Source organism: Nostoc sp. DSM 114159, assembly GCF_053470285.1.
The window spans coordinates 8290131-8315951 of record NZ_JBPFEH010000001.1; the positions used below are offsets into that span (position 1 = coordinate 8290131).

Genomic DNA, 25821 nt, shown 5'->3' on the forward strand with positions numbered 1-25821 from the left:
GAATTATTTATGTCGATCTGTGGTTTCATTTTCAACATTTTTCCTTCGCCAAGCGGGTTTCACCACCTGACGACTACGGGCAATTACCAGAGAATCATCAGGCACATCTTCTGTCACAGTAGAACCAGCTGCAATGTAGACATCATCTCCCAAAGTGAGCGGAGCCACTAAAACGCTATTGGCGCCAGTTTTTGTCCGATCGCCTATTTTGGTACGATGTTTCTTTACGCCGTCATAGTTGGCAGTAATTGTACCAGCACCAATATTCACCCGACTGCCGACAACAGTATCACCTATATATGACAAATGGGCTGCATTGGTGCGATCGCCTAATTGCGTATTTTTCAGTTCCACAAAATTCCCCACACGGCAACCAGCACCCACCTGTACCTGACCGCGCAAATGAGTATAAGGGCCAATTCGGCTTCCGGCCTGCACGGTGCTATTTATGACTACTGAATATTGCACTGTGACATTTTCACTTAACTGACTATTTTCAATTAAACTCCCCGGCCCGATGTGACTTCCTGTTTGAATTACCGTATTTCCCCGCAGGTGAGTTTGGGGTTCAATAATTACATCCGGCTGCAATTCCACTGTTTCATCAATGGTGATACTTGTGGGGTCGATGAGGGTGACACCCGCCAGCATCCATTTTTCCTTGACTCGTTTTTGCAAAATTTCGGATGCTGCTGCCAGTTGCAAGCGATCGTTGATGCCAAGAATTTCTTGGTAATCTTCCACATCCACTGCCATCACTTGTCCTACCTGAGTCACAGCATCGGTAAGATAGTATTCTTTTTGGGCATTGTTTGCCTGGAGGTGAGGAAGCACCTTTGCTAAATCTGGCCAGCGAAAGCAGTAAACTCCAGCGTTAATCCGCTGATTTTCTCGTTGAGCAGGCGTACAATCCTTGTGTTCGACCATTTTCTGCACAATATTTTCATCGTTACAAAAAACGCGCCCGTAGCCTGTAGGGTCGGGTAGATGCGAGGTGAGAATAGTGGCAGCGTTTTGATTTTGGACATGAGTTTGTAACATCTGAAGAAGAGTTTCGCTGCGTATTAACGGTAGATCGCCGTTAAGTACCAGTAAATCTCCTGTGTAATTTTCCAAGTGAGGAAGTAATTGCTGGATAGCATGACCTGTCCCTAATTGCACAGTCTGTTCGACAAACTCCAAACTGGGAATCGAGTGCATGGCGGCTTGCACTTCCTCAGATTGATATCCCACAATCACGATTCGCCGTGAGGGCGAAAGTGGTTCTATACTTTCGAGAACTCTCTCTACTAGCGATCGCCCACCCAAAGAATGTAAAACCTTGGGTAAGCGTGATTTCATCCGTGTGCCGCGTCCCGCCGCTAAAATTGCTACAACTACCATAATTAGCTATCAGCTATCAGTGAAATGTGATTAATGCTGTTAGTACTTTAAAATCTCGGCTCAAATCATACCAGCTAATTATAGAAGACTGAAAATATTAAAGGAGCCAGAATTCTAGAGTCGGTATAATTTCACTCCTCAAAAGCAGAGATTACGATCGTGCAAATTAGCGTTCATTACAGCAGCTACAAATCATTACTCCCTATTCCCCACTCTTCCCATTTTCCTGACAAGAGCAAATAAACTCTGCAAACTGCTGCATTAGTTTGGGGTTACGCCAACCAGAATCAGCTTCTTCTTGCATCACTAAAAGGGCTTCTGTTGAAGTAAAAGCTTTTTTGTAAGGTCGTTCGCTGGTTAGGGCATCATAAATATCAATTAACTGAAATACTTGCGCTAGATAAGGAATATCATCTCCCTTGAGTCGATCCGGGTAGCCTGAACCATCCCAACGTTCGTGGTGATGACGAATAATCGGAATTACACCGCGCATACTGCGTAGTGGTTGGCAGATTTTTTCTCCAATCAAAACGTGCTGCTGCATAATTTGCCAATCTTCGGGGGTGAGTTTGCCTTTTTTTAGCAGCACAGCATCGGGAATACCCACCTTACCAATATCGTGGAGATAACCACCCCACCTTAAATCTCGAATTTGATAGCGTGAGAGGTTGAGGTATTCACCAAAAAATTGCCCCAGTTTTACTAGACGTTCGCAATGGTTGCCTGTATTAGGATCGCGACTTTCGATAGACATGGCAATGGAAAACAGTACTTGTTCGGCATGGTCTAAATCTTCGTTCATACGCTTCTGCCGCACCAAGGACTTTACACGCGCTGCGAGTTCCACTCGATCGAAGGGTTTGGTGAGAAAATCATCTGCCCCAACTTCAATTCCCCGAATGCGCGATCGCCTGTCATTTAACGCTGTAATAAAAATTACTGGGATTAGTCTAGTCTGCTCATCTTGTTTAAGCAATTGGCACACTTCAAATCCATCCATTCCTGGCATCATCACATCCAGCAAAATCAAATCTGGTTGTTTTTGAGTTACCAATCCCACAACAATAGACCCAGTGTCCGCCTCAATCACCTCATATCCTTCCATCCCCAAAAGGGCAACAGCAGTCATCCGGCTGGCGGCATGATCGTCAACTACTAAAACCTTCGGCGGATCTAAATCAAACCCATTCACTTTAGAACCTTTGGCTTGTAGTGTTCTAGAGACCAATGAATCATCATAATTAACATCAGATTTTATCCAAGAAGATATTGCTTGTCTATCTTCAAGCATCAGGTCTCCTTGAGATAAGCCTAAAGAATAACCTTCCGCATTTTGCGATTCCACGGCATGATTTGAACCGATACTCTTCACTGTGCTAATAGAGTTTGATCCATTAACAATTTTTTCTGTAAAGCCTGTATGGTTGGATTTCCATTGAATCACAAAGACACTCCAAGTTTTTGCACAAGTTAGTTAACAGTGTCAGATTTTAAAAACAAATTTAAGATTCGACTGTATCTGAGTCAGAATTTCGATATGGATTATGCATGATGTCAAGCTGGCGATGGGATTTTTCGCAGCATGTATCTTTTATGTTACGAACAAGATGTATCTTGTTGTCAAATTTTTTGCTTTTAATTTCAGTATTATAAATTATCGCAAATGTTAAATCAGGTTTTTTACGGAGGTTTTTTCGCTTTCTGACGCCAAAAAGCGTTATATTTGGCTTCTTTATATCGAAATATCTGATTTGGACTTTCAAGTTTTTATAGTAATCATTGTAATCATTAGATACAAATGTTTTTACTTACTTTTACTTACTTAGTTATAGCAATATTCCATTACTGTTATAGACTATGTGATATTGAATACTAACATATTGATAAGCTATTTGACTCGTAAAAACTCGTTGAATTAGGCTTGCAGTCCATAGACGTAGCATATTGTATGATATTGTAATCAAACTACAAACTAGTTCCCATAAAATCCCTATCTTGTGTTCCCAATAACCACCTTTTTCGCCAATGAGAGGAAGGTTCTAGGCAAGAGGTTTCTTGCTCCTGTTGTCGCCGCCTAACTATGACTTCAGTTGGATCGCTCAATTGAGGATCGCGATAGGGAATAGCAGCACGAGTTAGCAAGTGTTCTTTTTCAACTTCTGAAAGGGTAGTGAGTAGGGAGTCGTCTTTAGACTTAGCATTTTGAGAATGTGTTGCCACGGTACCAGGCGATCGCCTTCCTACAGGTGGGGTAGAAGATATCACCAAACCAGCAGCCAAAAGTGCTGTACGTACAGCAGCAGCACAAGAATAGGTGGCTAATAAACCATCTGGATGTAAACACAATGAGAGTTGTTTAATAAATTCAACAGTCCATAATTGAGGACACTGTGGTGGTGAAAAGGGATCGAGGAAAATTGCATCTGCCCAGAAACCCGACTGACGTACTAGCGCGATCGTAGTTCTAGCATCGCCAATCAGTAGCTTCGCTTTCAGGCAAGGTGTTTGTACTTGATGCTCAAAAGCTAGCTTTTTCAAAATTTCATCAATATAATTACAGTTCCAATTCTCGAACAACTGATGAGCGATCGCCGCTTGTGGCACTGCTGGATTCAGTTCTAAACCAATTACTTCAACACAACAACTAGGATTCACGTCCCAAATCGTTTGCAAAGCAGCAGCCGTGTTATATCCTAGACCATAACAAACATCTAATAGTCGCAAGATCGGTTTTTGCGCTGCTGTAGCCAGTTGAGTCGGTTCCACAAACTTGCAAAAACTCTCCTGTGTAGCTCCAGAATGGCTGTGAAAGGATTCACCAAACTCATGAGAGACAAAGGTGAAAGAACCATCTGCTGTTAACTTAGGTGTAAAATTCTCTAAGTCTGACATTTTACAAAAAAACTAAATAATGACTAATGCCCAATACTTCTCTACGAGAGGCTGCGCCAACGGCTTCGCTCAGTACAAGTCCCCAATTTGTTGTTTCGCCAGCTTGGCTGTTTGAACATCTAGAAGATCCGCAAGTCGTTATTGTGGATTGTCGCTTTTCTTTAGCCGATCCACAACTAGGACAACAACAGTATCAAAAAAGTCATATACAGGGGTCATATTATTTAGACTTGAATCAGGATCTTTCCAGTCCAGTGGGTAAGCATGGCGGGAGACATCCTTTACCTAACCCTAATGATATAGCTAACAAATTGGCAGCGATTGGGGTAAATTACCAAAAAAGTTTAGTTGTAGCTTATGATGATTCGCGCTTTGCCTTTGCGGCTCGTCTATGGTGGCTGTTGCGCTATCTAGGACATGAGCAAGTAGCAGTACTAGATGGCGGCTTGGCTGGATGGCAAAAAGCTGGGTATTCTGTTACAAATGTTATTCCTCCTCCCCGAATCGGTACGTTTGTCCCTCAAGTACAAACAGAAAAGGTGGTAGATATTACAGCGGTGAAAAGCCGCAAAGATAGCCATGAGGTAGTATTGGTAGATTCAAGAGAGAGCGATCGCTACCAAGGCGAACGAGAGCCAATCGATCGAATTGCTGGACATATTCCCGGTGCAGTCAACTATCCCTGGCAAGAAGTTACAGACTCTTCCGGCTACCTACTCCCTCCAGAAGAACAACGCCGTCGGTGGGAAAAGCTAAAAACAGCCGAAGAAATATTGGTATATTGCGGTTCTGGCGTTACTGCTTGTGTGAATTTACTTTCTTTAGAATTAGCTGATATTAATAAGGGTAAGCTTTATGCTGGTAGCTGGAGTGATTGGATTTCTTATTTATAGTCATTAGTTATTGGTCATTGGTCATTAGTTTTTAATAAAAGATAAATCACCAAGGACAAACGACTAATGACAAAGGACAAATGACAAATGACAAATTTCAAAACCGACCTAATTGCAAACCATAATTAATACTGAAGAACCAACCATCAAAATCAATGTTTTCGGCGGTTGAACTACCTAAACTTACTCCAGCCTGGACATTCATATAAATGGTATCGGATATTTGGTAATTTAAGTGTCCGAATAGCCGATAAAATTCGTCTTCTCGATCGCGCTGTGTAAAGTCTGATAAACTCATTTGGTAGTCAATACCAACCTGGAGAGGCTTTTGCAAGTAGTAGTTTAGAGATACCCAAAAGGTATTGATTATCCGATTACGACTTTGGGGATCGGCAAAATTTACATTCAACTGGTAGAAGCTATCTAGGGTTAATCTTGAAGTTAAGGGATCTCGGCGTCCCAAAGATAGCTGTAGGGAATTTTCATTTAAAAAGCGATCGCCTGCTTTGAAGCTATCGGGGCGATCGCTGCTGTTGGCATAAAATAACTGTTGATTGCTCCAACTGATTTCTCCAAACATCCGTTGAGATAGCTGCTGGTAAATACTGAGATTGAATCTCACCTGGTTGTAATGATATTGTGACTGATTTATATAACGAATCAGATTGCCATCAATTGAGCCATTTACAAAAGTCTTAGATCCCAAAGGAAAATATGTAGAGGCTAGTGTCAGTCCAGAAATAATTAAACCATCTTCTATGGGATTATCATTTGAGGAAAAAATGTTATTCGTTTGGAAGTAGCCGACACGTCCTTGTAGATAGCCGATAGGTTTAAACTGAGGTACAGGTTGTTCTGTCGGTGGTGGTAGCTGTTGTTCTAAGGGTTGTTGTTCTAGGGGTCGTAACCGCACCCGCAATCCCAATTCGGGATCGCTATTAGATTCAAACGGTTGTTTTGGCGATCGTAGCAGTTCTATCAACCTCTCTCGCCTTTGAGGATACTCTCTCTCAGGTAAATTTAATAGTTGCTCCTTTGAGTCTGAAGGAGATATGGGCAAATTATTTGGCGGAGATTCTAGCTGTGGCGGTTCATTTTGCTTTTGAGTATTTATAGGTTCTTCGGTTTGATCTGGGATTTGAGTCGTTTCTGGTGTTTGCTGTGCTAGATTTAACGGCATCCGAGAGTCTAAAGTATGTGACTCACTCGACAGCTTGCACAAAGAGTTAATTGCTTTTTGCTCCAACTTATGACATAACTGCTCATGAGTTAACTGTGTAGTTGCTAAATGATTAGGATGTAAAACATGTGTAATTGCAGATTCTGCCGCATCTACTCTAATGCAACACCAGCTTCCACCACTGGACGTTAACAAAATACAAAAAAACAAATTTTTCCAGTTCTTGAGTCGCATCTGGTTAGATCGCATTGATTGCATTTGGCAAATGTAGACCCACAAGCTGTATCGGAAGTTCCGACTACAAAGATACAGTTGATTGTATCTATATTTAGCTTTGTAGGTATATACTGAAACTACAAACTAAAATTACTGCTTTTCGGATTTTTACCCAGATTTTTTCTCAAACTGAGATGCTCCGATAAATTGTTGTTTAAATTTTAGTGAAATACAGCTAGTGGGTAATTTAACAATAAATCCTTAGCAAGTTATTGTCCCTCATAAATAATGAGCCTCTAACTGAACTGATTATAAAGGATTATGTGTAAGGTACTTCTGATTTAATTATTTATATCAAATACTAACTTTTAAATATGCTACAAACTTTATTGAATACAATTTCATTTTCACCAGCAAAAGTTAAATTAACTAAATACATATAGTTATTAGTAATCCAATTTGATTCATCAACTTGCTTACGTAGATAAGGAACAGGTAAATAGGAAAAAAACAATAGATGTGTACTGAATGTTTTAAAGAATCATCAAATCTGAGTCAGTTATTTCACTTGTTATCTATTTTAGGCATTAAATCTAAATTAAAATTTAAATTAATTTACCTAAAAAACTATTACAACAATTAGTATTAGCTTAAAATTTAATTTTTATGATATTAGTTGAAGGTCAAAATTTCTCAAACTATGTTTTATAAATCGTTTCCATTATTAGTGATTGGTTTATGGGGACTTATAGTACTGCCTTTGCCAAATCGGGTAAGTGCTATAACTCCTCTAACGCGAGCAGAGATTCAAAATCTCCGCAACATCGTACAACTGATACCCAAAGATAAATTGAAGAAACGTCCTGCACGCAAATTAGATGCAATGACCCCTGGAGACGGGCTGTCAACTGGTCGAGCTTCTCTCGCAGATTTGCGTTTTAATGATGGCTCTTTGGCACGAGTTGGAGAACAGGCCTTATTTCAATTTTTACCGAAGACTCGTGACTTTAAACTGACAAATGGGACTGTGTTGTTGCTCATCCCACCAGGAAAGGGGCAAACACGTATACAAGCACCAAATGCAGCAGCAGCAATTCGTGGATCGGCATTATTTGTACGCTACGACCAACAAACAGACACCACGATTGTGGGTGCGCTGACAAATAGCGGCATTGAAGTTTCTAACAAGAAAGCTTCTCAAACTCAGGTGTTGGAAGCAGGACAAATGGTGATTATAATTAAAGGCGAATTTCAGAGATTATATGATTTTGATCTAAGAAATTTTTATGAAACGAGCCAGATGGTTCGGGAACTTGATTTGAACAGGCAGAGTCCTGTGCCTACGCCCGATCCTGCAATTACTAGTGTTCAAGCCGAAACTGCTGCGGCTTTGAAAGCACAGTCACCTATAAAAGGCGAGGGAGTAATTGAAAACCCCTCTTTTGTGCAGCTAACTCCACCAGTTGGCCAAACTGAGAAATCACCCAACACCTCAACTGCAACTGAGAAATCACCCAACACCTCAACTGCAACTGATAAATCACCCAACACCTCAACTGCAACTGAGAAATTACCCAACACCTCAACTGCAACTGAGAAATTACCCAACACCTCAACAAATCCAACACCCGTCACTCCAACAGATCCAACACCCGTCACTCCAACAGATCCAACACCTGTCACTCCAACACCTGTAACCTCAACAGATCCAACACCCATCACTCCAACACCTGTAACACCAGTAACACCCGTAACACCTGTTACTCCAACACCTGTAACCTCAACAGATCCAACACCCATCACTCCAACACCTGTAATACCCGTAACACCCGTAACCCCAACACCTGTAACACCCGTAACACCCGTCACTCCAACACCTGTAACACCCGTCACTCCAACACCCGTAACCTCAACAGATCCAACACCCGTCACTCCAACACCCGTAACACCCGTAACTCCAGTAACACCAGTAACTCCAACACCTGTAACACCCGTAACACCAGTAACTCCAACACCCGTAACCTCAACAGATCCAACACCCGTCACTCCAACACCAGTAACACCCGTAACACCAGTAACTCCAACACCCGTAACACCCGTAACACCAGTAACTCCAACACCAGTAACACCCGTAACACCAGTAACACCAGTAACTCCAACACCTGTAACTCCAACACCCGTAACACCAGTAACACCAGTAACTCCAACACCTGTAACTCCAACACCCGTAACACCCGTAACACCAGTAACACCTGTAACTCCAACACCTGTAACTCCAACACCTGTAACTCCAACACCAGTAACACCAGTAACACCAGTAACACCCGTAACTCCAACACCAGTAACACCAGTAACACCCGTAACTCCAACACCTGTCACTCCAACACCCGTAACACCCGTAACTCCAACACCAGTAACACCAGTAACTCCAACACCCGTAACTCCAACACCTGTAACACCCGTAACACCCGTAACTCCAACTGACTCTCCAAGTACATAAAAATTGCTAATTGGGGTAAAAAATGCTACGCGAAAGCCGAAGGCAGTACGTCTTGTCATAATTTTGTCTAATTCCTGTGGAACTTAGTTGCTCTAATGCGGTAGCACAAACTTATGCTCGATTAGGGGCAGAACTATACAACTGTTAACTACTGCCTTTACTGCCGCCAAAGCAAAAAGTGATATTCCCTACGACCAGATAGCATCTGCTAACGCTAGATTAAATCAAGGACAGGACTTACACAGCGTTCACCGGATATCCTTATATAGTTCAATCACGTTCTGTGTGTAAGTTACCAGGAACTCACTTGTTGCTAAAGAGAACATAAACTTATGACTTTTGATTACGACCTGTTTGTAATTGGTGCGGGTTCTGGAGGTTTGGCGGCTTCCAAACGAGCGGCTAGCTACGGCGCAAAAGTGGCGATCGCTGAATATGATTTAGTTGGTGGCACTTGTGTGATTCGCGGTTGCGTTCCCAAAAAACTCATGGTCTATGGCTCTCACTTTCCCGAACTGTTCAGCGACGCTTCCGGCTATGGCTGGAAAGTGGGTAATGCTGAGTTTGACTGGGAATATTTCATTACATCTATAGATAAGGAAGTTCGGCGATTATCGCAACTACATATAAGCTTCTTGGAAAAAGCCGGAGTAGAACTATTTTCTGGTCGCGCTACATTGGTAGACCCCCACACCATAGAAGTTGATGGACGTAAAGTTACAGCAGACAAAATTTTAATTGCTGTTGGTGGGCGTCCTGTCAAACCAGATTTGCCAGGGATGGAACATGGGATTACCTCCGACGAAATCTTTCATTTAAAAGAACAACCAAAACACATCGTCATTATTGGCGCTGGTTATATCGGCACGGAATTTGCTTGTATTATGCGCGGTTTGGGTTCTGAGGTGACACAAATTACCAGAGGTGAAAAGATTTTGAATGGTTTTGATGAAGATGTCCGCATAGAAATTGAAGAGGGTATGACGAACCACGGAATTCGCTTGATTAAGAATAATGTGGTGAAAGCAATTGAACGTGTCCCAGAAGGGTTGAAACTGACTTTATCAGGGGATGACCAAGAACCACTAATTGCCGATGTGTTTTTAGTAGCGACCGGTCGAACTCCCAATATAGATGGATTAGGTTTAGAAAACGCTGGGGTTGATATTGTCGCTAGTTCTATCGAAGGACCTGGATACCCTACCACAAGTGCGATCGCAGTCAATGAATATAGTCAAACTAGTCAAGCGAATATTTTTGCTGTTGGCGATGTCACCGACCGAATCAATTTAACTCCCGTGGCCATTGGGGAAGGTCGCGCCTTTGCCGATAGCGAATTTGGGAATAATCGCCGCGAATTCAGTCACGAAACTGTACCCACAGCCATATTTTCTAGCCCAGAAGCTGCGACAGTCGGCTGGACAGAAGCCGAAGCACGGGAAAAACTCGGTGATGCAGTCAAAATTTTTCGTACTCGCTTCCGCCCCATGTATCACAGTTTGACTGGTAAGCAAGAGAAGACAATGATGAAGTTAGTGGTTGATGGTAACACCGACAAAGTTCTAGGCGCTCACATGGTAGGTGAAAGTGCGGCTGAGATTATCCAAGGTGTGGCGATCGCAGTCAAGATGGGCGCAACTAAAAAAGACTTTGATGCCACTGTGGGTATCCATCCCTCATCCGCAGAGGAATTTGTCACATTGCGGTAATAATAGTTATGAGTTACGAGTTGTGAGTTGAAAAAATAAACTGATAACTTAAAACTTAAAATTTATAACTTCTCACTCCTAACTCCTAACTATTAACAATCTTGGACTACATATATCTTCACGGATTTGCTTCTAGTCCTAAATCTGCCAAAGCGCGGGATATAGGCGATCGCTTTACCCAAATTCAGACAAAGCTGAAAATTCCCGATCTCAATGCTGGCGATTTTTCCCAATTAACAATCACTCGTCAGCTCGCGCAAGTTGCCGCAGAATTCAGCAATGATTCTACACCACTAACACTCATTGGCTCAAGTTTGGGTGGTTTGACCGCTGCCCACTTGGGACAACAAAATTTGCAAGTGCAACGCTTAGTTTTGCTAGCACCAGCTTTTGGGTTTTTATCTCATTGGTTGCCCAAGCTAGGAGATGAAGAAGTACAGCGTTGGCAGCAAGAAAAATATATCATGGTCTACCACTATGGGGAGCAGCGATTAATTCCTTTAAGTTACGATTTCGTCATAGATGCTGCCCAATACCAAGAAAAACTTTTGCAACGTCCTATCCCCACGCTAATTTTGCACGGCAAAAAGGATGAAGTCATTCCTGTCGAAGCTAGTCGTGACTTTGCGCGATCGCGTCCTTGGGTGCAGTTAATCGAACTCGACAGCGATCACGCCTTGAGTAATGTTATGGAAGAAATTTGGCAGGCAATTCACCTCTTTTGCCAATTACCTTAAAGCTGTAAAATATTAAACTCACACATAACGAATATTCTGAGTCATTTGTCCTTATGTTAGTTACTAATGACCAATGACTAATGACCCTTCGGGTGACGCTCGCAGGCTCGCTAGCGCTGCGCTAACACCAGTTGCTCATGGGGGAAACCACGCCAGATGCTCCACTTGGGGAAACCCCAAGACCGCACTGGCTCCCCAAGACCGCACGGCTCACCAATGACTAATGACTAAAACTATGCTTCCCTTCATCCGGTCAGATTTAGCCCAATTCAGTGCCTATAAACCTCATCCTAGCAGCGATACAGCCAATTCTGTCGCCACACATTTCGATCGGTTAGATACAAATGAAAGCCCCTACGATTTACCACCTGAGTTAAAAGAAAAGCTAGCGTGGACTTATCAGCAAGTAATTGAAACAAATCGTTATCCTGATGGCGGACATGAAACACTTAAGAATGCGATCGCACAGTACGTTAATCAGTCAGCCGACCTCTCATCATCGTTATTTACTGCTGCCAATATTTCTGTTGGTAATGGTTCAGATGAACTAATCCGCTCTTTATTAATCGCCACTTGTCTAGGAGGAGAAGGATCAATTCTTGTCGCCAATCCTACTTTCTCAATGTACGGAATTTTGGCGCAAACTTTGGGCATTCCTGTGGTGGCGGTGGGGAGAAATGAAACAAATTTTGAAATTGACATCAGCGCTGCACAGTCGGCGATCGAACAAACTCAAAATCCTCCCATTCGCGTAGTTTTCGTAGTCCATCCCAATTCGCCGACTGCTAACAGCTTAACTGAGGCAGAGTTAGCGTGGTTAAGAAGCTTGCCACACCATATTTTAGTAGTAATTGATGAAGCTTACTTTGAATTCAGTCAAACTACCCTAGTAGGTGAATTAGCACAGCATCCTAATTGGGTAATATTACGCACTTTTTCTAAAGCTTTCCGATTGGCATCTCTCCGTATCGGTTATTGCGTTGCCCATCCCGAAGCGATCGCCATTTTAGAAAAAGTTCGCTTACCCTACAATCTCCCCAGTTTTTCCATAGCAGCTGCCTTAGTTGGTTTACAAAATCGTACACTCTTGCTGGAATCAATTCCCCAGACCTTGAGTGAACGAGCTAAACTCATCGAAATTTTATCCCAGCAACCAAAACTACAAATTACTCCAAGTGCTGCCAACTTTATTTACCTGCGTCTTAAACCAAATGGCTTTAATTCACAAGAAGCTGCTTTAAAAACTTTCCACCAGAAACTTAGAACACTTGGCACTCTTGTACGGCACATTAGCGGAGGATTACGAATTACTGTTGGAACGATAGAAGAAAACGCCCGCACCGTCAATCGAGTAAAAGCTGCTTTGGCAAATTTGTCATCTTAGCAATTTACTCAGTAATTAAACCTGCTATTTACCTCACTGCCCAAACGGCGTACTACTCCAACTGTTTGTGGCAGCACACCTACTAAAAGAGCAAAAGCAACATCCGGCAAAAGAGCCACTATTTCTGGTGGAAAGTATTGTTCAAATTGATCGAGAATCTTCTGGACTCGTTGCCCAGGCAGTGGATTTTCTGTAATTTGTTTGATCAATCGAATCCACTGTCGCCTAATCAAGTAAGCCTTCTGGCGTTCTTCATTAGATTCAGGAGTTAATAAAGAAAGATTACCTATGGGCAGTGCCCTTTGGCAATCACAATCGTAATCCCCACCCACAGCAGCCCCAGGCCCAGCAAACTCTGCATGGTAGCGTTTAAAGAGTATTAATCCATTTCGCCTACGACTATTGACGATGAAAACTTCTCCACTGTGCAAACGTGTAAGGATATCCGAGCCTTGCGATTGCTCAGTTCCGTCTGACATGACAACAGAGTCAAGGAAAGTAGTTTCAGGGTAATAAGTTGATACCATAGAGGTCTGATAGCGTCGATGCTGTTCGCTATCCATGTTTTTTAAACTTTTAATGAATGTTGTTGTAGTATGCACTTCAAAACAGAACTAGCTGTTATATCAAATCAAGTTTTTGAATTTTTTTATTATCAAGACCTTTCTGTCAATCTAACTAAAAATAGCAATATATAGGCGTTGTTTCAGTAATTGAGTGATTATATTTTATGAGATATAACTAGATTTGTCTGTAAACCATACTAATGTTTTCTTAAAGTTTTTATAAAGATGAATATATGAATTACAAAGTTATTATGAGGAAGCAATGATTTCTTTCAACGCGATTTTGCGTTATGTTCCCATTATAGTCCATTTTCATCTATATCAAATGCTTGAAAAAATTTGTTAAGCATAAATCCCAAACGTGAAAGTTAACATTTTTTAATATTAAAAATATTTACCAAAAAGATAATTTGTTTATAGCGACGAGGGCATTTTTCGTAATCAAGTTAAAATCAAATATTCTTTTGATAAAAAATTATCAAAAGCTTTTTACTCGCTTTGTAAATTAACAAACATCTTTGAGTTTTGATTTAATAAGACTCCTATTTGATTGCGTGAAAAAACTTAGTATAACTCAAAGAGCCTTCTTTATCGTTAGCTCTTGCCTGCTAAATCAAGTAAATCTTGGAAATCAAAGCGGATTTATCTGGATATTTAGATAATATTGGCTAAATTTCTAATTAAACCCCGTTCATTTGAAAACCTAGAGTTATTAAAAAGAGTATATTATCTACTCCTGGCTTGAGTTTTGAGCTTTCTCTGAGTCAAAATAATTATAGTTCTAAAGGTAGACGTGGTTTAGCTTAGTTTGTGTTTGATTACCGCTATGAGTTACAGATTTATTGAATTAATTGGAATGGAATACAAAACTTGACAATTGCCAAAATAAAACTCAGAGAATGGAATCAGCACTCAGGTGCTTGTGCAATAACATCTGGCTTGAGCGTCTTAGAAGAAATGTATTCCAATTAGATTCGACTTTATGCACTCGATATCCCAGCTTGAAATAAAGCTGTCGTGCTTGATGGTTATTTTCTAAAACATGGAGATATAAGTCTTGAAATCCCCACTCGCGAGAGACTTTTTCACAGCTAGTAAGTAATCCTGAAGCCACACCATGTCTACGGTATTTTGGGTGAACCGCTAAATTAGATAAGTAAGGAAAACCTACACCAACCTCGCTCCATGAATCACTACTGTAGCGTACACCCATTTCCACACTCCCTACTAAGTTATTAGCCTCACCAGTAGTAGCTTCAAGGGCAACTAAGCACAGATGACGGGGTGCAGGTGATGCCATCCGATGCCTTAAGTCTTCGTAAATACCCAGACGTAGCAACGGAAAAGCCCATCCCCATATACCGTTGTGGGAATGAAAGCTTTCAGTAATAATTTGGGCAACACCAATCAAATCAGCAGGTGTAGCTGTACGAATTTGGAATTGGCAGGAAGCTGGATTGATTGGCTGTTGGTGGTATGGGTGAAAAAACCGATATTTCAAGGCTAGTTTAGTATTGATTTTATTCAACAAAAATTTTCTCAAATATCCTAAAACAAGATTTAAACTAAATCAGAACTTATAGAGTTGCCGAGGAGATTTAACTGAACCAATATTGCTAATTCGCTTTTTCTTGTAGATTAAATAAATTTTACATTTTAGTTTGGAGTTTTATAATCCGCATTTTTGAAAGAGTATTAGCTCGACTTTATCCATTTTTTTTCAACGCGATCGCAATCGCTAAAACCTTTGTGGGACGGTAGTTTTACTTTTTTAACTTCATTGATAATCTGTGACGTGGAAAAGTATTTGCCAAAAAGCCAGGATTTTTGCCGGATAAAGAAAACCGAGTTCTTAATTTTGGATGAAGTCGAGCTTAGGAGTTACAACTTCATAAATCTATTTAAACTCAGTATATTCATTGCATACCTTCTTTTAGGTAAGCAGAATCTCAAACTGATTACCACAAAAACATCTCTAAAGTGATAGAGCTTTCAGCGAGTGGGCAGAGGAATAGCATAACTTATCTGTAAGCAGCATCTCCAAAATTGTTAAGTAAGTACACTATTGGCAAACTCTGGTTTCAAACTACCCTTGGTTACAGTACTGAACTTGTTTTTTGCAGTTACCGCACACTGATACTACTTTACTACTAAGTCCTAGAAGTAAGCTGTACAGTTACTGTGACAAGAATCTGTAAGGTTCCCTAATCCCTAATCTCTAACTCCCCAACCACTACCACTTGTCTTAATGATAGTTCTGATTGCTAAATTAGAAAGAGGTATTTGTCTAATAGTATACTTTGGCTTTAAATCTTATTGTTTTAATTTTGCTGACTCTACCATGACTACCATAAATAAAATTTACCTGCAAGTGTTATTACAACAACTGTGGAGGGAAAACTTAATATGCAGCTTTATCTGGATTTTTCTGCTGGCTATGAGCGCTGTATGTATTATCAGACATTGCTCACAGGAGGTGAAAAAAGATTTGGCAAGCAAGCGTCGACTCTATAACACTAAAACTGACAATGAAAGCAATTACCCTGCACCAACCCAAACGGTAATCGGCACAAGCAATTGAGACGAATTACTGTGAGTAAACGCTCCCACACTCAGCAGTCATGTAGCCAAACAGCCCTATTGGTCGAAATGCTCTGCTCTTACCTGACTCAGAAAAATCCTTACCTGATCAGATTATTCTTTATCCGACTGCCGTTGCAGCAGGAAAGCGGTGCATGAAATCCCAAGCAAACAGTAAGCCTAAAATTTTGGTTGTCGATGATGAACCAGACAACCTTGACTTGCTTTACCGCACTTTTTATCGTGATTATAAGGTGCTAAGGGCAACCTCTGGCCCTGCGGCCCTCGATCTGCTGGCTCAAGAAGGAGAGATCGCGGTGATCATCTCCGATCAGCGGATGCCAATGATGAGCGGTACAGAATTTTTGAGCCTGACAGCAACTCAATATCCAGATATTATTCGGATAATTTTAACTGGCTACACCGATGTCGAAGACTTGGTGGAAGCAATTAACGCTGGTAAGGTATTTAAGTATGTCACTAAACCGTGGGAGGCGGAGGAACTCAAAGCAGTGGTACGCCAAGCTTTGGATACCCACAATGTCCTCAAAGCTAGAACCCGCGAACTTACCCGCACACTCCGTCAAGAATCGCTGCTGAATACTGTTACCAATACGATTCGCAGTGCTTTAGACTACAGACAAATTTTGCAAGCAATTGTAGACACAGTGGGTCACATGTTGGAGGTGGATGTTTGTCTGCTACGTCCCTTCCAAGATGAGCAGTTGGCGGATAAAGGGTTTATTTATCAGAAGCCTCTTTCTGAAGAGACAGAGGTGCAGGAGAGCAAAAAAGAAGTGGCAGTAAGTCTTTCCCCTCTACCCGCTATATCCTCTGCAACTCCTCTCCCTCTTTTAGCTCAGACAGTGTGGGAAACCCGCGAAGTTCAAGTGATTCACGATGTGATTGATGATGAGCGCATTCACGGTAACACTCCCGAACTGCGTCTGCGGGCGCAAGCTTTTGCTGCTGCTAACATTTGTTCTAGTTTAGTTGTGCCATTGATCTGCCAACAAGAACTGATGGCAGTACTAGCACTGCACCAGTGTTCTGTTCCTCGCTTCTGGAGCGATGATGAGGTGCAGTTAGTTTTGATGGTAGCAGATCAGGCAGCCTTGGCTTTGTCTCAAGCTTATGCTTACGAACAAGTACGTGCCCTTGCCAAGCGAGAGAGCTTGATTAATACAATTACTAGCGCGATTCGCTCTAGCTTAGATCCTCAAGATATTTTTGCGGCTATTACCCAACAATTGGGACAAGCTTTACAAGTTGATGGGTGCGTCTTGTCTTTGTGGACAGAGGAAGATAAGTTTGTTGAATGTGTGGGTTTGTATGATAGTTTTCAATATCTAGAAAATTTAAGAGCGTCAGCCCCAGATAATAATTCAAGTAGCAATCATCACTTATCAAACCAGCGATTACCCTATTCTCAAGCATCGATTCAGGAAAATCCCATCCTCCAACAAATGCTACAGACACATGAACCTGTGGTAATTGGTAATGTAAGCCATTCTCTTTTAGATATGCGGGGTTTTGATTTACCTTTAAAAATGCCAGCGCGATCGCTAATGTTTGTGCCATTATTGGCTGATGGTAAATGTATCGGTAGTATTACTTTGCACGAAGGTAAAAAAGTACGCCAATGGTTGCCATCTGATATCGATTTGGCGAAAGCAGTGGCAGCACAAGCCGCGATCGCTGTGCAGCAGTCACACTTGTATCAAAAAACTCGCCAACAAGCTGAACGCTTACTGGAATTAGACAAACAAAAAACTGAATTTTTTCAAAATATTTCCCATGAGTTCCGCACACCGATTACCTTGATTCAAGGGCCTTTAGAGTCGGCAGTAGCGGCTGGTGAGGGATTATCTTACTCTCAAAGTGCGATCGCCCTGCGTAACTCCCGCCGCCTCCTGCGACTGGTAAATCAACTCTTGGATTTACAACGCCTGAATGCGGGGAGAATGCAGCCTAGCTTCCATCCCTGCGATTTAGTGGAATTTGTCAGCCAAATAGTGGAATCTTTTCGTCCCTACTGTGAGAAAAAGAGACTGCATCTCGTCACCCAGTTAGATGAATGTTCGACAGTGTACTTGGACATGGAAAAATTTGACAAGGTGGTTTACAATCTCTTGTCAAATGCCATGAAGTTTACTCCCGAAGGTGGCACGATCGGTGTCAGGCTAAAATCTGAGCGCGATCGCTGCATATTACAAGTGCAGGATACTGGAATTGGTATTGTTAAAGAACAAATTCCCCACCTATTTGAGCGCTTTCGCCAAGCTGAAGGTTCAGCAAACCGCTCCTATGAAGGCAGTGGTTTGGGTTTAGCTTTAGTTAAAGAATTAGTAGAATTACATGGCGGTCAAGTCACTGTAGAATCAGTTTATGGTGAAGGTACTACTTTTAGTTTATGGCTGGTGACTGGAAATGCTCATTTACCTGCACAGCAAGTACTAGAAACGCCTACCGAACTGAATACAAACCGCGCTAGCGTAGAATTAGCTGATTTAGAACTAGTAGAGTCAACAACAGACAATATTGAAGATATTACAATAAACCTCTCTCCCAGTGTTGATACTCAAGACTCAGCACATGAGACTCAGCACTCAATTTTAGTTGTAGATGACAACCCCGATTTGCGAACCTATGTATCTGAAATTTTCCGCCGTAATGGCTATCATGTACAGACAGCTCGTAACGGTCATGAAGGGCACAGTAGAGCGAAGGAAATTCTACCCAGCTTGATTGTGACTGACTTAATGATGCCGTTAGTGAGCGGACTTGAGATGATTCAGATGATCCGCAATGAGGAGACGTTGAAAGGAACACCAATCATTCTGCTGACAGCAAAAGTAGATGAAGAAACCCGCATCGAAGGTACAGAACATGGCGCGGACGCTTATTTAGCAAAACCATTCAACGATCGGGAACTTTTGGCGGAAGTTCGCAATCTTTTAGCGTTGAAAGAAAATGAACGGCGAATTGTGGAGTTAAATACTTATCTAACAGAATCGGTGCTAAAGCGCTTTTTGCCTGCTGTATTGGTGCAAAAAGCCGCAACCGGAGATTTAACGTTAGATTTGCGCCCAGAACCACGCTTAATTACAGTTTTGTTTAGCGACATTGTGGGTTTTACACAGCTAGCAAATACTCTCAGATCCCGACGAGTTGCAGAGCTGCTAAATGAATATTTAGAAGCAATGACCAAAGTTGTCTTTAGCAATGGCGGCACTGTAGATAAATTTATGGGAGATGCTATTTTAGCTTTATATGGAGCGCCGGAAGAACTAACCCCTAACGAACAAGTGCGTCGTGCCATTAATACAGCAAGAGCAATGCACCACTCACTAGCTGACTTGAACCAGCGCTGGCGAGAGCAAGGTGTATTCGATAGCGACAAACTTAATAGCGTACAGTTCCGGTGTGGTATTCACCAAGGTACTGCTGTTGTGGGGATGTTTGGTAGCGCTGAACGCGCCGATTATACTGCTATTGGCCCAAGTGTCAATATTGCCGCAAGGTTGCAAGCTGCCGCTATTCCCGGTACGATTCTAGTTTCTGCTGCCGTAGCAGATTATTTGCAGGAAGGAGAAATTACTAAAGGGAGTCCGCTAGAACTTAAAGGAGTAGATGAAACAGTTTTGACTTTTGCTGTTTCACCAGAGGTAATGGTTAATCGCTAAAATTTAGACTGGTATTTTAAAGCATTACCAATGAGTAAAAGTGCATAATCATATCCAGTTTATATAATATGACACCATCGGTTGCAGACAAAACTCCAATTCCAGCCAAGGTCTGGAGACGACACACCGATCCACCAGGTTTGTGGATTTTTGTCGTTGTCAGTTCAGTCTCTCTGCACTTGCTGGTGTTCTGGCTGATGCGCTCATCTAATGCATTTAGTCTGTGGTTTCCCCAGCAAAATCAATCTGCTGTTCCCATCGAATTGATAGAAATTGCTCCTAAAACAAAATCAATAATCAAATCAAAATCAACAGCCAAAATAGTTTCGTCAAAGCCACTATCCTCTACTCAAAAGTCTGTACCAGCACGTTCATCACAAACAGCACGAACTACGCCTAAAAATGAAGAGATTGGCGCAATAAATCCTCCTGAAAATTTCCAGAAAAAGAGCCGAATTTACGCCTCTCAACCTAATAGCGAACCTTCTAGACAGCAGATAGTCCCCACGCCAACACCGAAACCTATAGCTAAAGCCACATCGACACCGAAACCTACACCTAAAGCCACACCGAAACCTATAGCTAAGGCCACACCAACACCGACACCAAAACCTACACCTAAAGCCACACCGAAACCTATAGCTAAAGCCACGCCGACACCTACAGTTCCAATCGGTAATTTACCTTGGAAGCGTCGTCAAGAAATTAAACTGGGAAAGGGAACGCAACTACCAACAGGTATTCCATCAAATCGACCAGTTTTAGAACCTGAAAATAGAGAAACTCCAGCAACTTCGACTAGAGAAACTCCAGCGACTTCGACTAGAGAAACTCCAGCAACTTCGACTAGAGAAACTCCAGCGACTTCAACTAGAGAAACTCCCGCAACTTCGACTAGGGAAACTCCAGCGACTTCAACTAGAGAAACTCCCGCAACTTCGACTGGAGGAGCATCGGTAGCAATAGTAGCTCCCTTATCTAGAGATGAAGTGATTAGCTTGATACAATCAAAAGGATTCCGACAAGATGCTTTACCCGATGTTATCGCTTTATACAAGGGAAGCAACACAAAACAATTAGACCCAAGTTTTCTTATCCAGAATTCAAAACTCGAACCAGCACAACTTTTGGCTAGCTTGATAATCGATCAGAATGGCAACTTTCAACAGGCTGTAGTTCTAGAAATAGAACCAGCAAAACTGCAAAGTGAAAAAAGTACATACGAGCAAGTATTGAGGGAAGTTTTCAAAACAGAAAACTTTCTTGCTGCCCACAATAACGATGGCACAAAACCAGAATTGAGCAATTTGTATGTCAGGATCAAAATGCAACCCGCCAATTCCAACTAAATACTTGAATTTTGGCAAAAGCTGTGTTAAGTTTATAGAGTTGGAAAATTGCGGGCGTAGTTTAGTGGTAAAACTATAGCCTTCCAAGCTATTAATGCGGGTTCGATTCCCGCCGCCCGCTTAGAAAACCTAAGTCTAAATCTTAGTAAAATAATTAGTTAAACAGCAATTCACAATTTTTTGCAGCGTACAGAAATAGCTTGAAACTGAGAGTAGCCAAATTCTAGGATGAGGAATAAGCAACACTTTCTTGAACAACATCCGCACTCTGGCTATTTCTTTGTTGTTTTATAGTTGGCAGGATTTTGGAAAACGCCCAATAAGTTTTGATTTTTTGAATTTTATAATTGCTGCTAATTAAACGTGAGTTCGATGTACCTCTCCCTCCCAACCTCCCTCTCCCACGGGGAAAGGGAGGAGCAAAGAGAAATTAGGGTTTTGGCTTCCCTCTCCGTGTCCAAGAGGGGTTGGGAGAGGTCAAAAAAGGGCTTGTCGAACTCACGTTAATTAAGATTTTCTAGGCGAATGCGTGGATCGGCTGCTTTGAGCATCAAGTCGGCGATTAAATTGCCAACAATCAGAAGTACTGCGCCCATAACCAAGCTTGCCATTAATAAATATAAATCTTGAGCTTGTAAAGCCTGTAAAGCCAATCTCCCTAAACCAGGCCAGTTGAAGAAAAATTCGGCGATGAAGGCACCATTTAATAAACCAGCTAATTCAAAACCTAATAAAGTAATTAAGGGATTTATAGCGTTGCGGAGTGCATGAACATAGATGACGCGGTTTTCTGGTAAACCTTTGGCACGAGCCGTTTGGATGTAATCTTGACGCAGGACATCTAATAATTCGCCGCGAGTGATGCGTTGCAAACCCGCAAAACTAGTAATTGAGAGTGCGATGGTGGGTAAAATCATGTGCCACCCGATATCTAAGATTCTGCCAAACCACGACAGTTCTGAGTGATTGATGCTAGTCATGCTACCCACTGGAAAAAATGGTGAGGTGATTTGGGCTAAAACCAGCAGCGCTAAGGCAGTGATGAAACTAGGAAAGCCTTGTCCTGCGTAACTAATCACTTGTAAAATCCGGTCTGCTGGCCTATTTTGTTTGACAGCGGCAAAGATCCCTAGAGGGATGGCGATCGCCCATGTGACAATTAAAGATGCGATCGCTAATAGCAAAGTCGCTGGTACTCGTTCCCACAACAGCGATGCCACTGAACGTTGATAAATAAAACTCGTGCCAAAATCTCCTTTGGTCAAGATTCGCCATAGCCACAGCCCAAATTGCTCTGGCCAAGACTTATCTAGACCAAATTGCCGTTTGATTTCCTCAATTCTTTCAGGAGATATCTTCGGATTTTGCCGCAGCGTATCTACATAATCACCGGGAGCGAGTTGAATGATGAAAAACGACAACGCTGACGCCAACAACAAGGTTAGCAGTGCCTGCAATAGTCGCTTTGCCACATAAACAAAAGTTTCGCTCGTGACTAGCCTGATTAGCCAATCCCGACCTGTCTCCAAGGAAATTTTCGTAGATGTCATTTGTCATTTGTCCTTTGTCTTTTGTCATTTGTCATTTGTCCTTTGTCCTTCATCATTTGTCTGTTGTTTTTCTACTGACTAATGACTCATGACCAATGATTAATGACTAATATTCAATTAAAGAGATAATCGGCACGTCCGGTAAATGTGTACGCCCTTGTAAATCCCGTAGCTCGATAATAAACCCAAATCCTACTAGTTCGCAGCCAATTTTCTGCACCAATTTAGCTGTGGCACTCGCAGTTCCACCTGTGGCAATCAAGTCGTCGACAATCAAAACTCGGCTACCTTGGTGTAAAGCGTCTTGATGCACTTCTAGGCAATCTGTACCATACTCTAGTTGATATTCAATTGAGTGAACGGCTGCTGGTAACTTCCCTTTTTTGCGGATGGGAATAAAACCAGCTCCTAATTTATAAGCCAGAGGCGAACCAAAAATGAATCCTCTCGACTCCATACCAATGACATAATCAACTGTTATTCCAGCTTCATGGCATTTTTGTGCTAAAAAGTCAATAGTGTAGCGCAGTCCCTCTGGGTCGCGCAGTAACGTAGTAATATCCCGAAATAAAATTCCGGGTTTCGGGAAATCTGGAATGTTACGAACGAGAGACTTTAAATCCATAAAATGGGGAATAAAGGAGTAGGGAATGGGGAATGGGGCATGGGAAATGAGGTAGAAAAATTAATCAGCAATACCCAATGCCCAATACTTCGACTTACCTCGGCTTTGCTCGGCACGAGTCGCTCAGTACAAGTGCTTAATGCCCAATTTCAGATACCTGAAAAATCGTACACTATAATGTCATACGCTGGGGGTCAAGTAGGGATAAAGGCTGAAGCTTCGCTCTTCATTGACGATAATTAGAATCTAAACCAAGCTATAAAAGGTATTTCACTAAGAAATGAGGTGAATTTAGTTATGTTTTAAAATTTTGATTTCAATATAGGGAAAACTTTGAGTAGAAAGAGTTAAGTAATGTATATATCAGGTAGTCATGCTACTGCCACAAGTCTAAGGCTCAAGTCTTGGCTACCGATCTTAAATTTGTTTTATCTAGTCTGTTGGAACCGCACAAGGTATTTATAGAATGAATGTTTCAGCAAGTTTAACGCCGTTCAACAGTCCAACCCAAGATTCACTGCCGATGATTCTGGACACTTTACCAGATCCTGCGATCGCTTCCAAAACGTGTCCTCGGAGAACCAGGCTGCAAATTGACCTGATTTTACTGGCAATTGAAGCTTTAGAACTTGGTGGTTCGGAAGCAATCCTGGCTTTTGCTCAAGAGTTGGATCTTAAAGGAATTGTTAAAGACAGGGTGAATTTATGGCGGATGCGTAGCTCTAACCCGCTACGAAGAGCGCACATACGCCGTCCTTTAACTATTATGGAAGCAAAAGCTTTGGTGGTCATTGCTTGCTATATAGCACGGCGTTTAACTGTTGTCATCCGTCAGTTATTAATGATATGTCAACAAATGGAAGAAAAACAGATTCCATTAGAACAGAATTTGCGGCTATCTAATTATTTAGAGCGGTTTAGAGCGCATTTTAAAAGCCGGATGAATGCTCGACGTTCTGGTGTACTAGCATTAACTTCTGATGAAAAATTAGATGCGCTAGCAATAAATTTGTTAGGACAATTACTATTTTGTACTGGTACTGCTGGAATGCAGCGGTTCTGGATTAGTCTTTTTGACGGTGAAGTGGAATGAATATTCAACGTAAGTACAGTCTACCTAATTGTACTCTTCTTTTAGAAGGGTTAAGTGATGTCACTAGGGCTGCACAGTTCCAAGAAATGCGCCCAGAATTATCAATATTGGTAAATGCAGAATGCTATTTATCTGGTTATAATCAACCCCTAACCGGAGGGCGAGAATTTTTTGAAAGTTTGGTGAGGGCTGTTAGTGGTTACGCCCAAGAATTTCTGAGTACTGTACCCAATCCGCAAGCACACAACCAGGAATCGGAGCTAGTAGAGTTTCAAAAAATTGACGGCAACCACCACAGGTTAATCATACATTCAGAGAATGCTCCAGAGGGGTTCGATCGCTCTAATAATTCTAAACGTCCGCCGATTGAAATAGATTTGAATACGGTACAGTTGTTTGATTTGGTAGAAGCAGTGGATCAGTTTTTTGCTGATACTCAGACTTTACCAGAATTATCCTTAGAACTACAACCAGTTACTAGACGCTATGGCGGTGCCAGTCAGGCTGTAATCAAGCAGGCTGTTCCTGCGGCTATAGGAGTATCAAGTTTAGCAGTAGCAGCGATCGCATTTAACTTGATTCCACCTCCCCCAATTCGTCCACCGCAGCCTAAGCCAGATGAACAAACTAGCTCTACAACAAAGAACCTTAATCCTCCAGCATCAGCGGCTGCAACACCCATCGAGGCTGCAACACAGACGACACTACCCACAGCCAATGAAAAGCCAGTAGTTAAAGATTTAGAAGCACTTTTAAATACAGTTCCAGAAATTACCGATCCATCCCAGTTGCGTGCATTGAATCGTCAAGTGTATAACCAAGTTCATCCAGCTTGGACTAAGCGTTCAGGATTGCAACAGGATTTGATCTATCGTTTGGGTGTAGCTGCGGATGGAGCGATCGTTGGTTATAAAGCGGTGAATAAAGAGGCCAATCAAGAAGTCGGGCAAACTCCTCTGCCTAACCTACTTTATAATCCTGCTAACCGCGCTCCCATTTCTAATGAACCAATTGCTCAATTCCGAATAGTGTTTACTACAAATGGTGTGCTGCAAGTTAGCCCTTGGCGAGGATATGCTAAGACACCAGAGGTAGTCGGTGCAAAAATTACTGACTCTAATATCACTAAAGGTTTAAATCAAAAGCTTTATAATACAGTTCGTCAAAACTGGAGTGGCACTCCCACCTTTACGCGAGATTTGAAATATCGGGTAGCGGTCAACAAAGATGGTGTAATTGCTGACTATGAACCACTTAATCAAGTCGCCTTTGATTATTTCCGAGAAACACCTCTTCCTAAGATGTTTAACGACATTTATGGTTCTAATGTAGCTGCTCCCAATAACAAAGAACCTCTAGCCCATTTCCAAGTGATATTCAAGCCTAACGGTAAGCTTGAAGTCACTCCTTGGAAGGGATATCAGTAATTGGGCATAGGGCAAGAGAATTAAGTTGCTATTCCCTATTTCCTATGGTTT

General features: G+C 41.9%; 18 protein-coding genes, 1 tRNA gene and 1 pseudogene. 11 read left to right on the forward strand and 9 right to left on the reverse strand.

The window, feature by feature from the left end; all coding sequences use genetic code 11:
• Nucleotides 1–3 precede the first annotated feature (3 nt).
• The 3 genes from glmU to ACR5KR_RS34835 all read right to left on the reverse strand — a co-directional run bounded on the left by glmU (nucleotide 4) and on the right by ACR5KR_RS34835 (nucleotide 4275).
• The gene (glmU, locus tag ACR5KR_RS34825; RefSeq protein ID WP_448269974.1) at nucleotides 4–1383 is read right to left on the reverse strand and encodes a bifunctional UDP-N-acetylglucosamine diphosphorylase/glucosamine-1-phosphate N-acetyltransferase GlmU; all 1380 of its coding nucleotides are present in this window, start codon (nucleotides 1381–1383) and stop codon (nucleotides 4–6) included.
• Between the two features lie 202 nt (nucleotides 1384–1585).
• The gene (locus ACR5KR_RS34830; RefSeq protein ID WP_448269976.1) at nucleotides 1586–2827 is read right to left on the reverse strand and encodes a response regulator; all 1242 of its coding nucleotides are present in this window, start codon (nucleotides 2825–2827) and stop codon (nucleotides 1586–1588) included.
• Nucleotides 2828–3348: 521 nt separating this feature from the next.
• Entirely contained in the window at nucleotides 3349–4275 is a 927-nt protein-coding gene (locus ACR5KR_RS34835) for a tRNA (5-methylaminomethyl-2-thiouridine)(34)-methyltransferase MnmD (protein WP_448269978.1), read from the reverse strand.
• Between the two features lie 26 nt (nucleotides 4276–4301).
• On the opposite strand from ACR5KR_RS34835, the gene ACR5KR_RS34840 reads away from it, so the two are divergent.
• Nucleotides 4302–5168 carry a sulfurtransferase gene (locus tag ACR5KR_RS34840; RefSeq protein WP_448269979.1) on the forward strand — a complete coding sequence of 289 codons (867 nt, stop codon included), beginning with the start codon at nucleotides 4302–4304 and terminating at the stop codon, nucleotides 5166–5168.
• A 97-nt stretch (nucleotides 5169–5265) separates the two neighbouring features.
• On the opposite strand, the gene ACR5KR_RS34845 is transcribed toward ACR5KR_RS34840, so the two are convergent.
• Nucleotides 5266–6597, reverse strand: a complete 1332-nt coding sequence (locus ACR5KR_RS34845) for a hypothetical protein (RefSeq protein ID WP_448269981.1) — start codon at nucleotides 6595–6597, stop codon at nucleotides 5266–5268.
• An 850-nt stretch (nucleotides 6598–7447) separates the two neighbouring features.
• Between ACR5KR_RS34845 and ACR5KR_RS34850 the strand changes: the two are divergent.
• A pseudogene (locus ACR5KR_RS34850) lies at nucleotides 7448–7639 on the forward strand (iron dicitrate transport regulator FecR); the annotation flags it as partial.
• A gap of 293 nt (nucleotides 7640–7932) precedes the next feature.
• Here the strand turns inward: ACR5KR_RS34850 and ACR5KR_RS34855 are convergent.
• On the reverse strand, nucleotides 7933–9123 hold the full coding sequence (locus ACR5KR_RS34855) for a hypothetical protein (RefSeq protein ID WP_448270451.1): 1191 nt from the start codon (nucleotides 9121–9123) through the stop codon (nucleotides 7933–7935).
• 273 nt (nucleotides 9124–9396) lie between these two features.
• Here ACR5KR_RS34855 and gor point away from each other — a divergent pair, with 273 nt between their 5' ends.
• The 4 genes from gor (at nucleotide 9397) to ACR5KR_RS34875 (ending at nucleotide 12894) form a co-directional block, all read left to right on the forward strand.
• Nucleotides 9397–10773, forward strand: a complete 1377-nt coding sequence (gor, locus tag ACR5KR_RS34860; RefSeq protein ID WP_445629694.1) for a glutathione-disulfide reductase — start codon at nucleotides 9397–9399, stop codon at nucleotides 10771–10773.
• Nucleotides 10774–10871: 98 nt separating this feature from the next.
• Entirely contained in the window at nucleotides 10872–11510 is a 639-nt protein-coding gene (locus ACR5KR_RS34865) for a YqiA/YcfP family alpha/beta fold hydrolase (RefSeq protein ID WP_448270427.1), read from the forward strand.
• A 73-nt stretch (nucleotides 11511–11583) separates the two neighbouring features.
• Complete coding sequence (locus tag ACR5KR_RS34870; protein WP_448269983.1) at nucleotides 11584–11730, forward strand: hypothetical protein; 147 nt, start codon at nucleotides 11584–11586, stop codon at nucleotides 11728–11730.
• Nucleotides 11731–11745: 15 nt separating this feature from the next.
• Nucleotides 11746–12894, forward strand: coding sequence for a histidinol-phosphate transaminase (locus ACR5KR_RS34875; protein WP_448270429.1), 1149 nt, complete (start codon nucleotides 11746–11748; stop codon nucleotides 12892–12894).
• An 8-nt stretch (nucleotides 12895–12902) separates the two neighbouring features.
• Here ACR5KR_RS34875 and ACR5KR_RS34880 read toward each other — a convergent pair whose 3' ends face one another.
• Nucleotides 12903–13457 carry a hypothetical protein gene (locus tag ACR5KR_RS34880; protein ID WP_194043947.1) on the reverse strand — a complete coding sequence of 185 codons (555 nt, stop codon included), beginning with the start codon at nucleotides 13455–13457 and terminating at the stop codon, nucleotides 12903–12905.
• A gap of 895 nt (nucleotides 13458–14352) precedes the next feature.
• Nucleotides 14353–14988 carry a GNAT family N-acetyltransferase gene (locus ACR5KR_RS34885; protein WP_445629695.1) on the reverse strand — a complete coding sequence of 212 codons (636 nt, stop codon included), beginning with the start codon at nucleotides 14986–14988 and terminating at the stop codon, nucleotides 14353–14355.
• A 1207-nt stretch (nucleotides 14989–16195) separates the two neighbouring features.
• On the opposite strand from ACR5KR_RS34885, the gene ACR5KR_RS34890 reads away from it, so the two are divergent.
• From ACR5KR_RS34890 to ACR5KR_RS34900, 3 genes are all read left to right on the forward strand, one after another.
• Nucleotides 16196–19726 (forward strand): response regulator, encoded by a 3531-nt coding sequence (locus ACR5KR_RS34890; protein WP_448269986.1) that lies wholly within the window; start codon nucleotides 16196–16198, stop codon nucleotides 19724–19726.
• 68 nt (nucleotides 19727–19794) lie between these two features.
• Nucleotides 19795–21075: a hypothetical protein gene (locus ACR5KR_RS34895; RefSeq protein WP_448269988.1), complete on the forward strand. Its 1281-nt coding sequence runs from the start codon at nucleotides 19795–19797 to the stop codon at nucleotides 21073–21075.
• Nucleotides 21076–21125: 50 nt separating this feature from the next.
• Nucleotides 21126–21196, forward strand: a tRNA-Gly gene (locus ACR5KR_RS34900).
• Nucleotides 21197–21578: 382 nt separating this feature from the next.
• Here ACR5KR_RS34900 and ACR5KR_RS34905 read toward each other — a convergent pair.
• Both ACR5KR_RS34905 and ACR5KR_RS34910 read right to left on the reverse strand, forming a co-directional pair.
• Complete coding sequence (locus tag ACR5KR_RS34905) at nucleotides 21579–22625, reverse strand: ABC transporter permease (protein WP_322675301.1); 1047 nt, start codon at nucleotides 22623–22625, stop codon at nucleotides 21579–21581.
• A gap of 106 nt (nucleotides 22626–22731) precedes the next feature.
• Nucleotides 22732–23250: an adenine phosphoribosyltransferase gene (locus tag ACR5KR_RS34910; RefSeq protein WP_322675300.1), complete on the reverse strand. Its 519-nt coding sequence runs from the start codon at nucleotides 23248–23250 to the stop codon at nucleotides 22732–22734.
• Between the two features lie 466 nt (nucleotides 23251–23716).
• Here ACR5KR_RS34910 and ACR5KR_RS34915 point away from each other — a divergent pair, with 466 nt between their 5' ends.
• Together ACR5KR_RS34915 and ACR5KR_RS34920 are read left to right on the forward strand one after the other, a co-directional pair.
• A complete protein-coding gene (locus tag ACR5KR_RS34915) occupies nucleotides 23717–24343 on the forward strand; it encodes a DUF3038 domain-containing protein (RefSeq protein WP_322675299.1) in 627 nt (208 codons plus the stop codon).
• Entirely contained in the window at nucleotides 24340–25770 is a 1431-nt protein-coding gene (locus tag ACR5KR_RS34920) for a DUF4335 domain-containing protein (RefSeq protein WP_448269991.1), read from the forward strand. Before ACR5KR_RS34915 ends, ACR5KR_RS34920 begins: the two co-directional genes overlap by 4 nt.
• Nucleotides 25771–25821: the final 51 nt, after the last annotated feature.

Excerpts from the sequence above, each read along its gene's own strand:
- ACR5KR_RS34890 (WP_448269986.1), top strand. The coding sequence starts at position 16,196 with ATGAAATCCCAAGCAAACAGTAAGCCTAAAATTTTGGTTGTCGATGAT.
- ACR5KR_RS34875 (WP_448270429.1), top strand. The coding sequence starts at position 11,746 with ATGCTTCCCTTCATCCGGTCAGATTTAGCCCAATTCAGTGCCTATAAA.
- ACR5KR_RS34915 (WP_322675299.1), top strand. The coding sequence starts at position 23,717 with ATGAATGTTTCAGCAAGTTTAACGCCGTTCAACAGTCCAACCCAAGAT.
- ACR5KR_RS34880 (WP_194043947.1), bottom strand. The coding sequence starts at position 13,457 with ATGGATAGCGAACAGCATCGACGCTATCAGACCTCTATGGTATCAACT.
- ACR5KR_RS34835 (WP_448269978.1), bottom strand. The coding sequence starts at position 4,275 with ATGTCAGACTTAGAGAATTTTACACCTAAGTTAACAGCAGATGGTTCT.
- ACR5KR_RS34895 (WP_448269988.1), top strand. The coding sequence starts at position 19,795 with ATGACACCATCGGTTGCAGACAAAACTCCAATTCCAGCCAAGGTCTGG.
- ACR5KR_RS34905 (WP_322675301.1), bottom strand. The coding sequence starts at position 22,625 with ATGACATCTACGAAAATTTCCTTGGAGACAGGTCGGGATTGGCTAATC.
- gor (WP_445629694.1), top strand. The coding sequence starts at position 9,397 with ATGACTTTTGATTACGACCTGTTTGTAATTGGTGCGGGTTCTGGAGGT.
- glmU (WP_448269974.1), bottom strand. The coding sequence starts at position 1,383 with ATGGTAGTTGTAGCAATTTTAGCGGCGGGACGCGGCACACGGATGAAA.
- ACR5KR_RS34840 (WP_448269979.1), top strand. The coding sequence starts at position 4,302 with ATGCCCAATACTTCTCTACGAGAGGCTGCGCCAACGGCTTCGCTCAGT.
- ACR5KR_RS34920 (WP_448269991.1), top strand. The coding sequence starts at position 24,340 with ATGAATATTCAACGTAAGTACAGTCTACCTAATTGTACTCTTCTTTTA.
- ACR5KR_RS34910 (WP_322675300.1), bottom strand. The coding sequence starts at position 23,250 with ATGGATTTAAAGTCTCTCGTTCGTAACATTCCAGATTTCCCGAAACCC.
- ACR5KR_RS34870 (WP_448269983.1), top strand. The coding sequence starts at position 11,584 with ATGACTAATGACCCTTCGGGTGACGCTCGCAGGCTCGCTAGCGCTGCG.
- ACR5KR_RS34845 (WP_448269981.1), bottom strand. The coding sequence starts at position 6,597 with ATGCGATCTAACCAGATGCGACTCAAGAACTGGAAAAATTTGTTTTTT.
- ACR5KR_RS34855 (WP_448270451.1), bottom strand. The coding sequence starts at position 9,123 with ATGACAAGACGTACTGCCTTCGGCTTTCGCGTAGCATTTTTTACCCCA.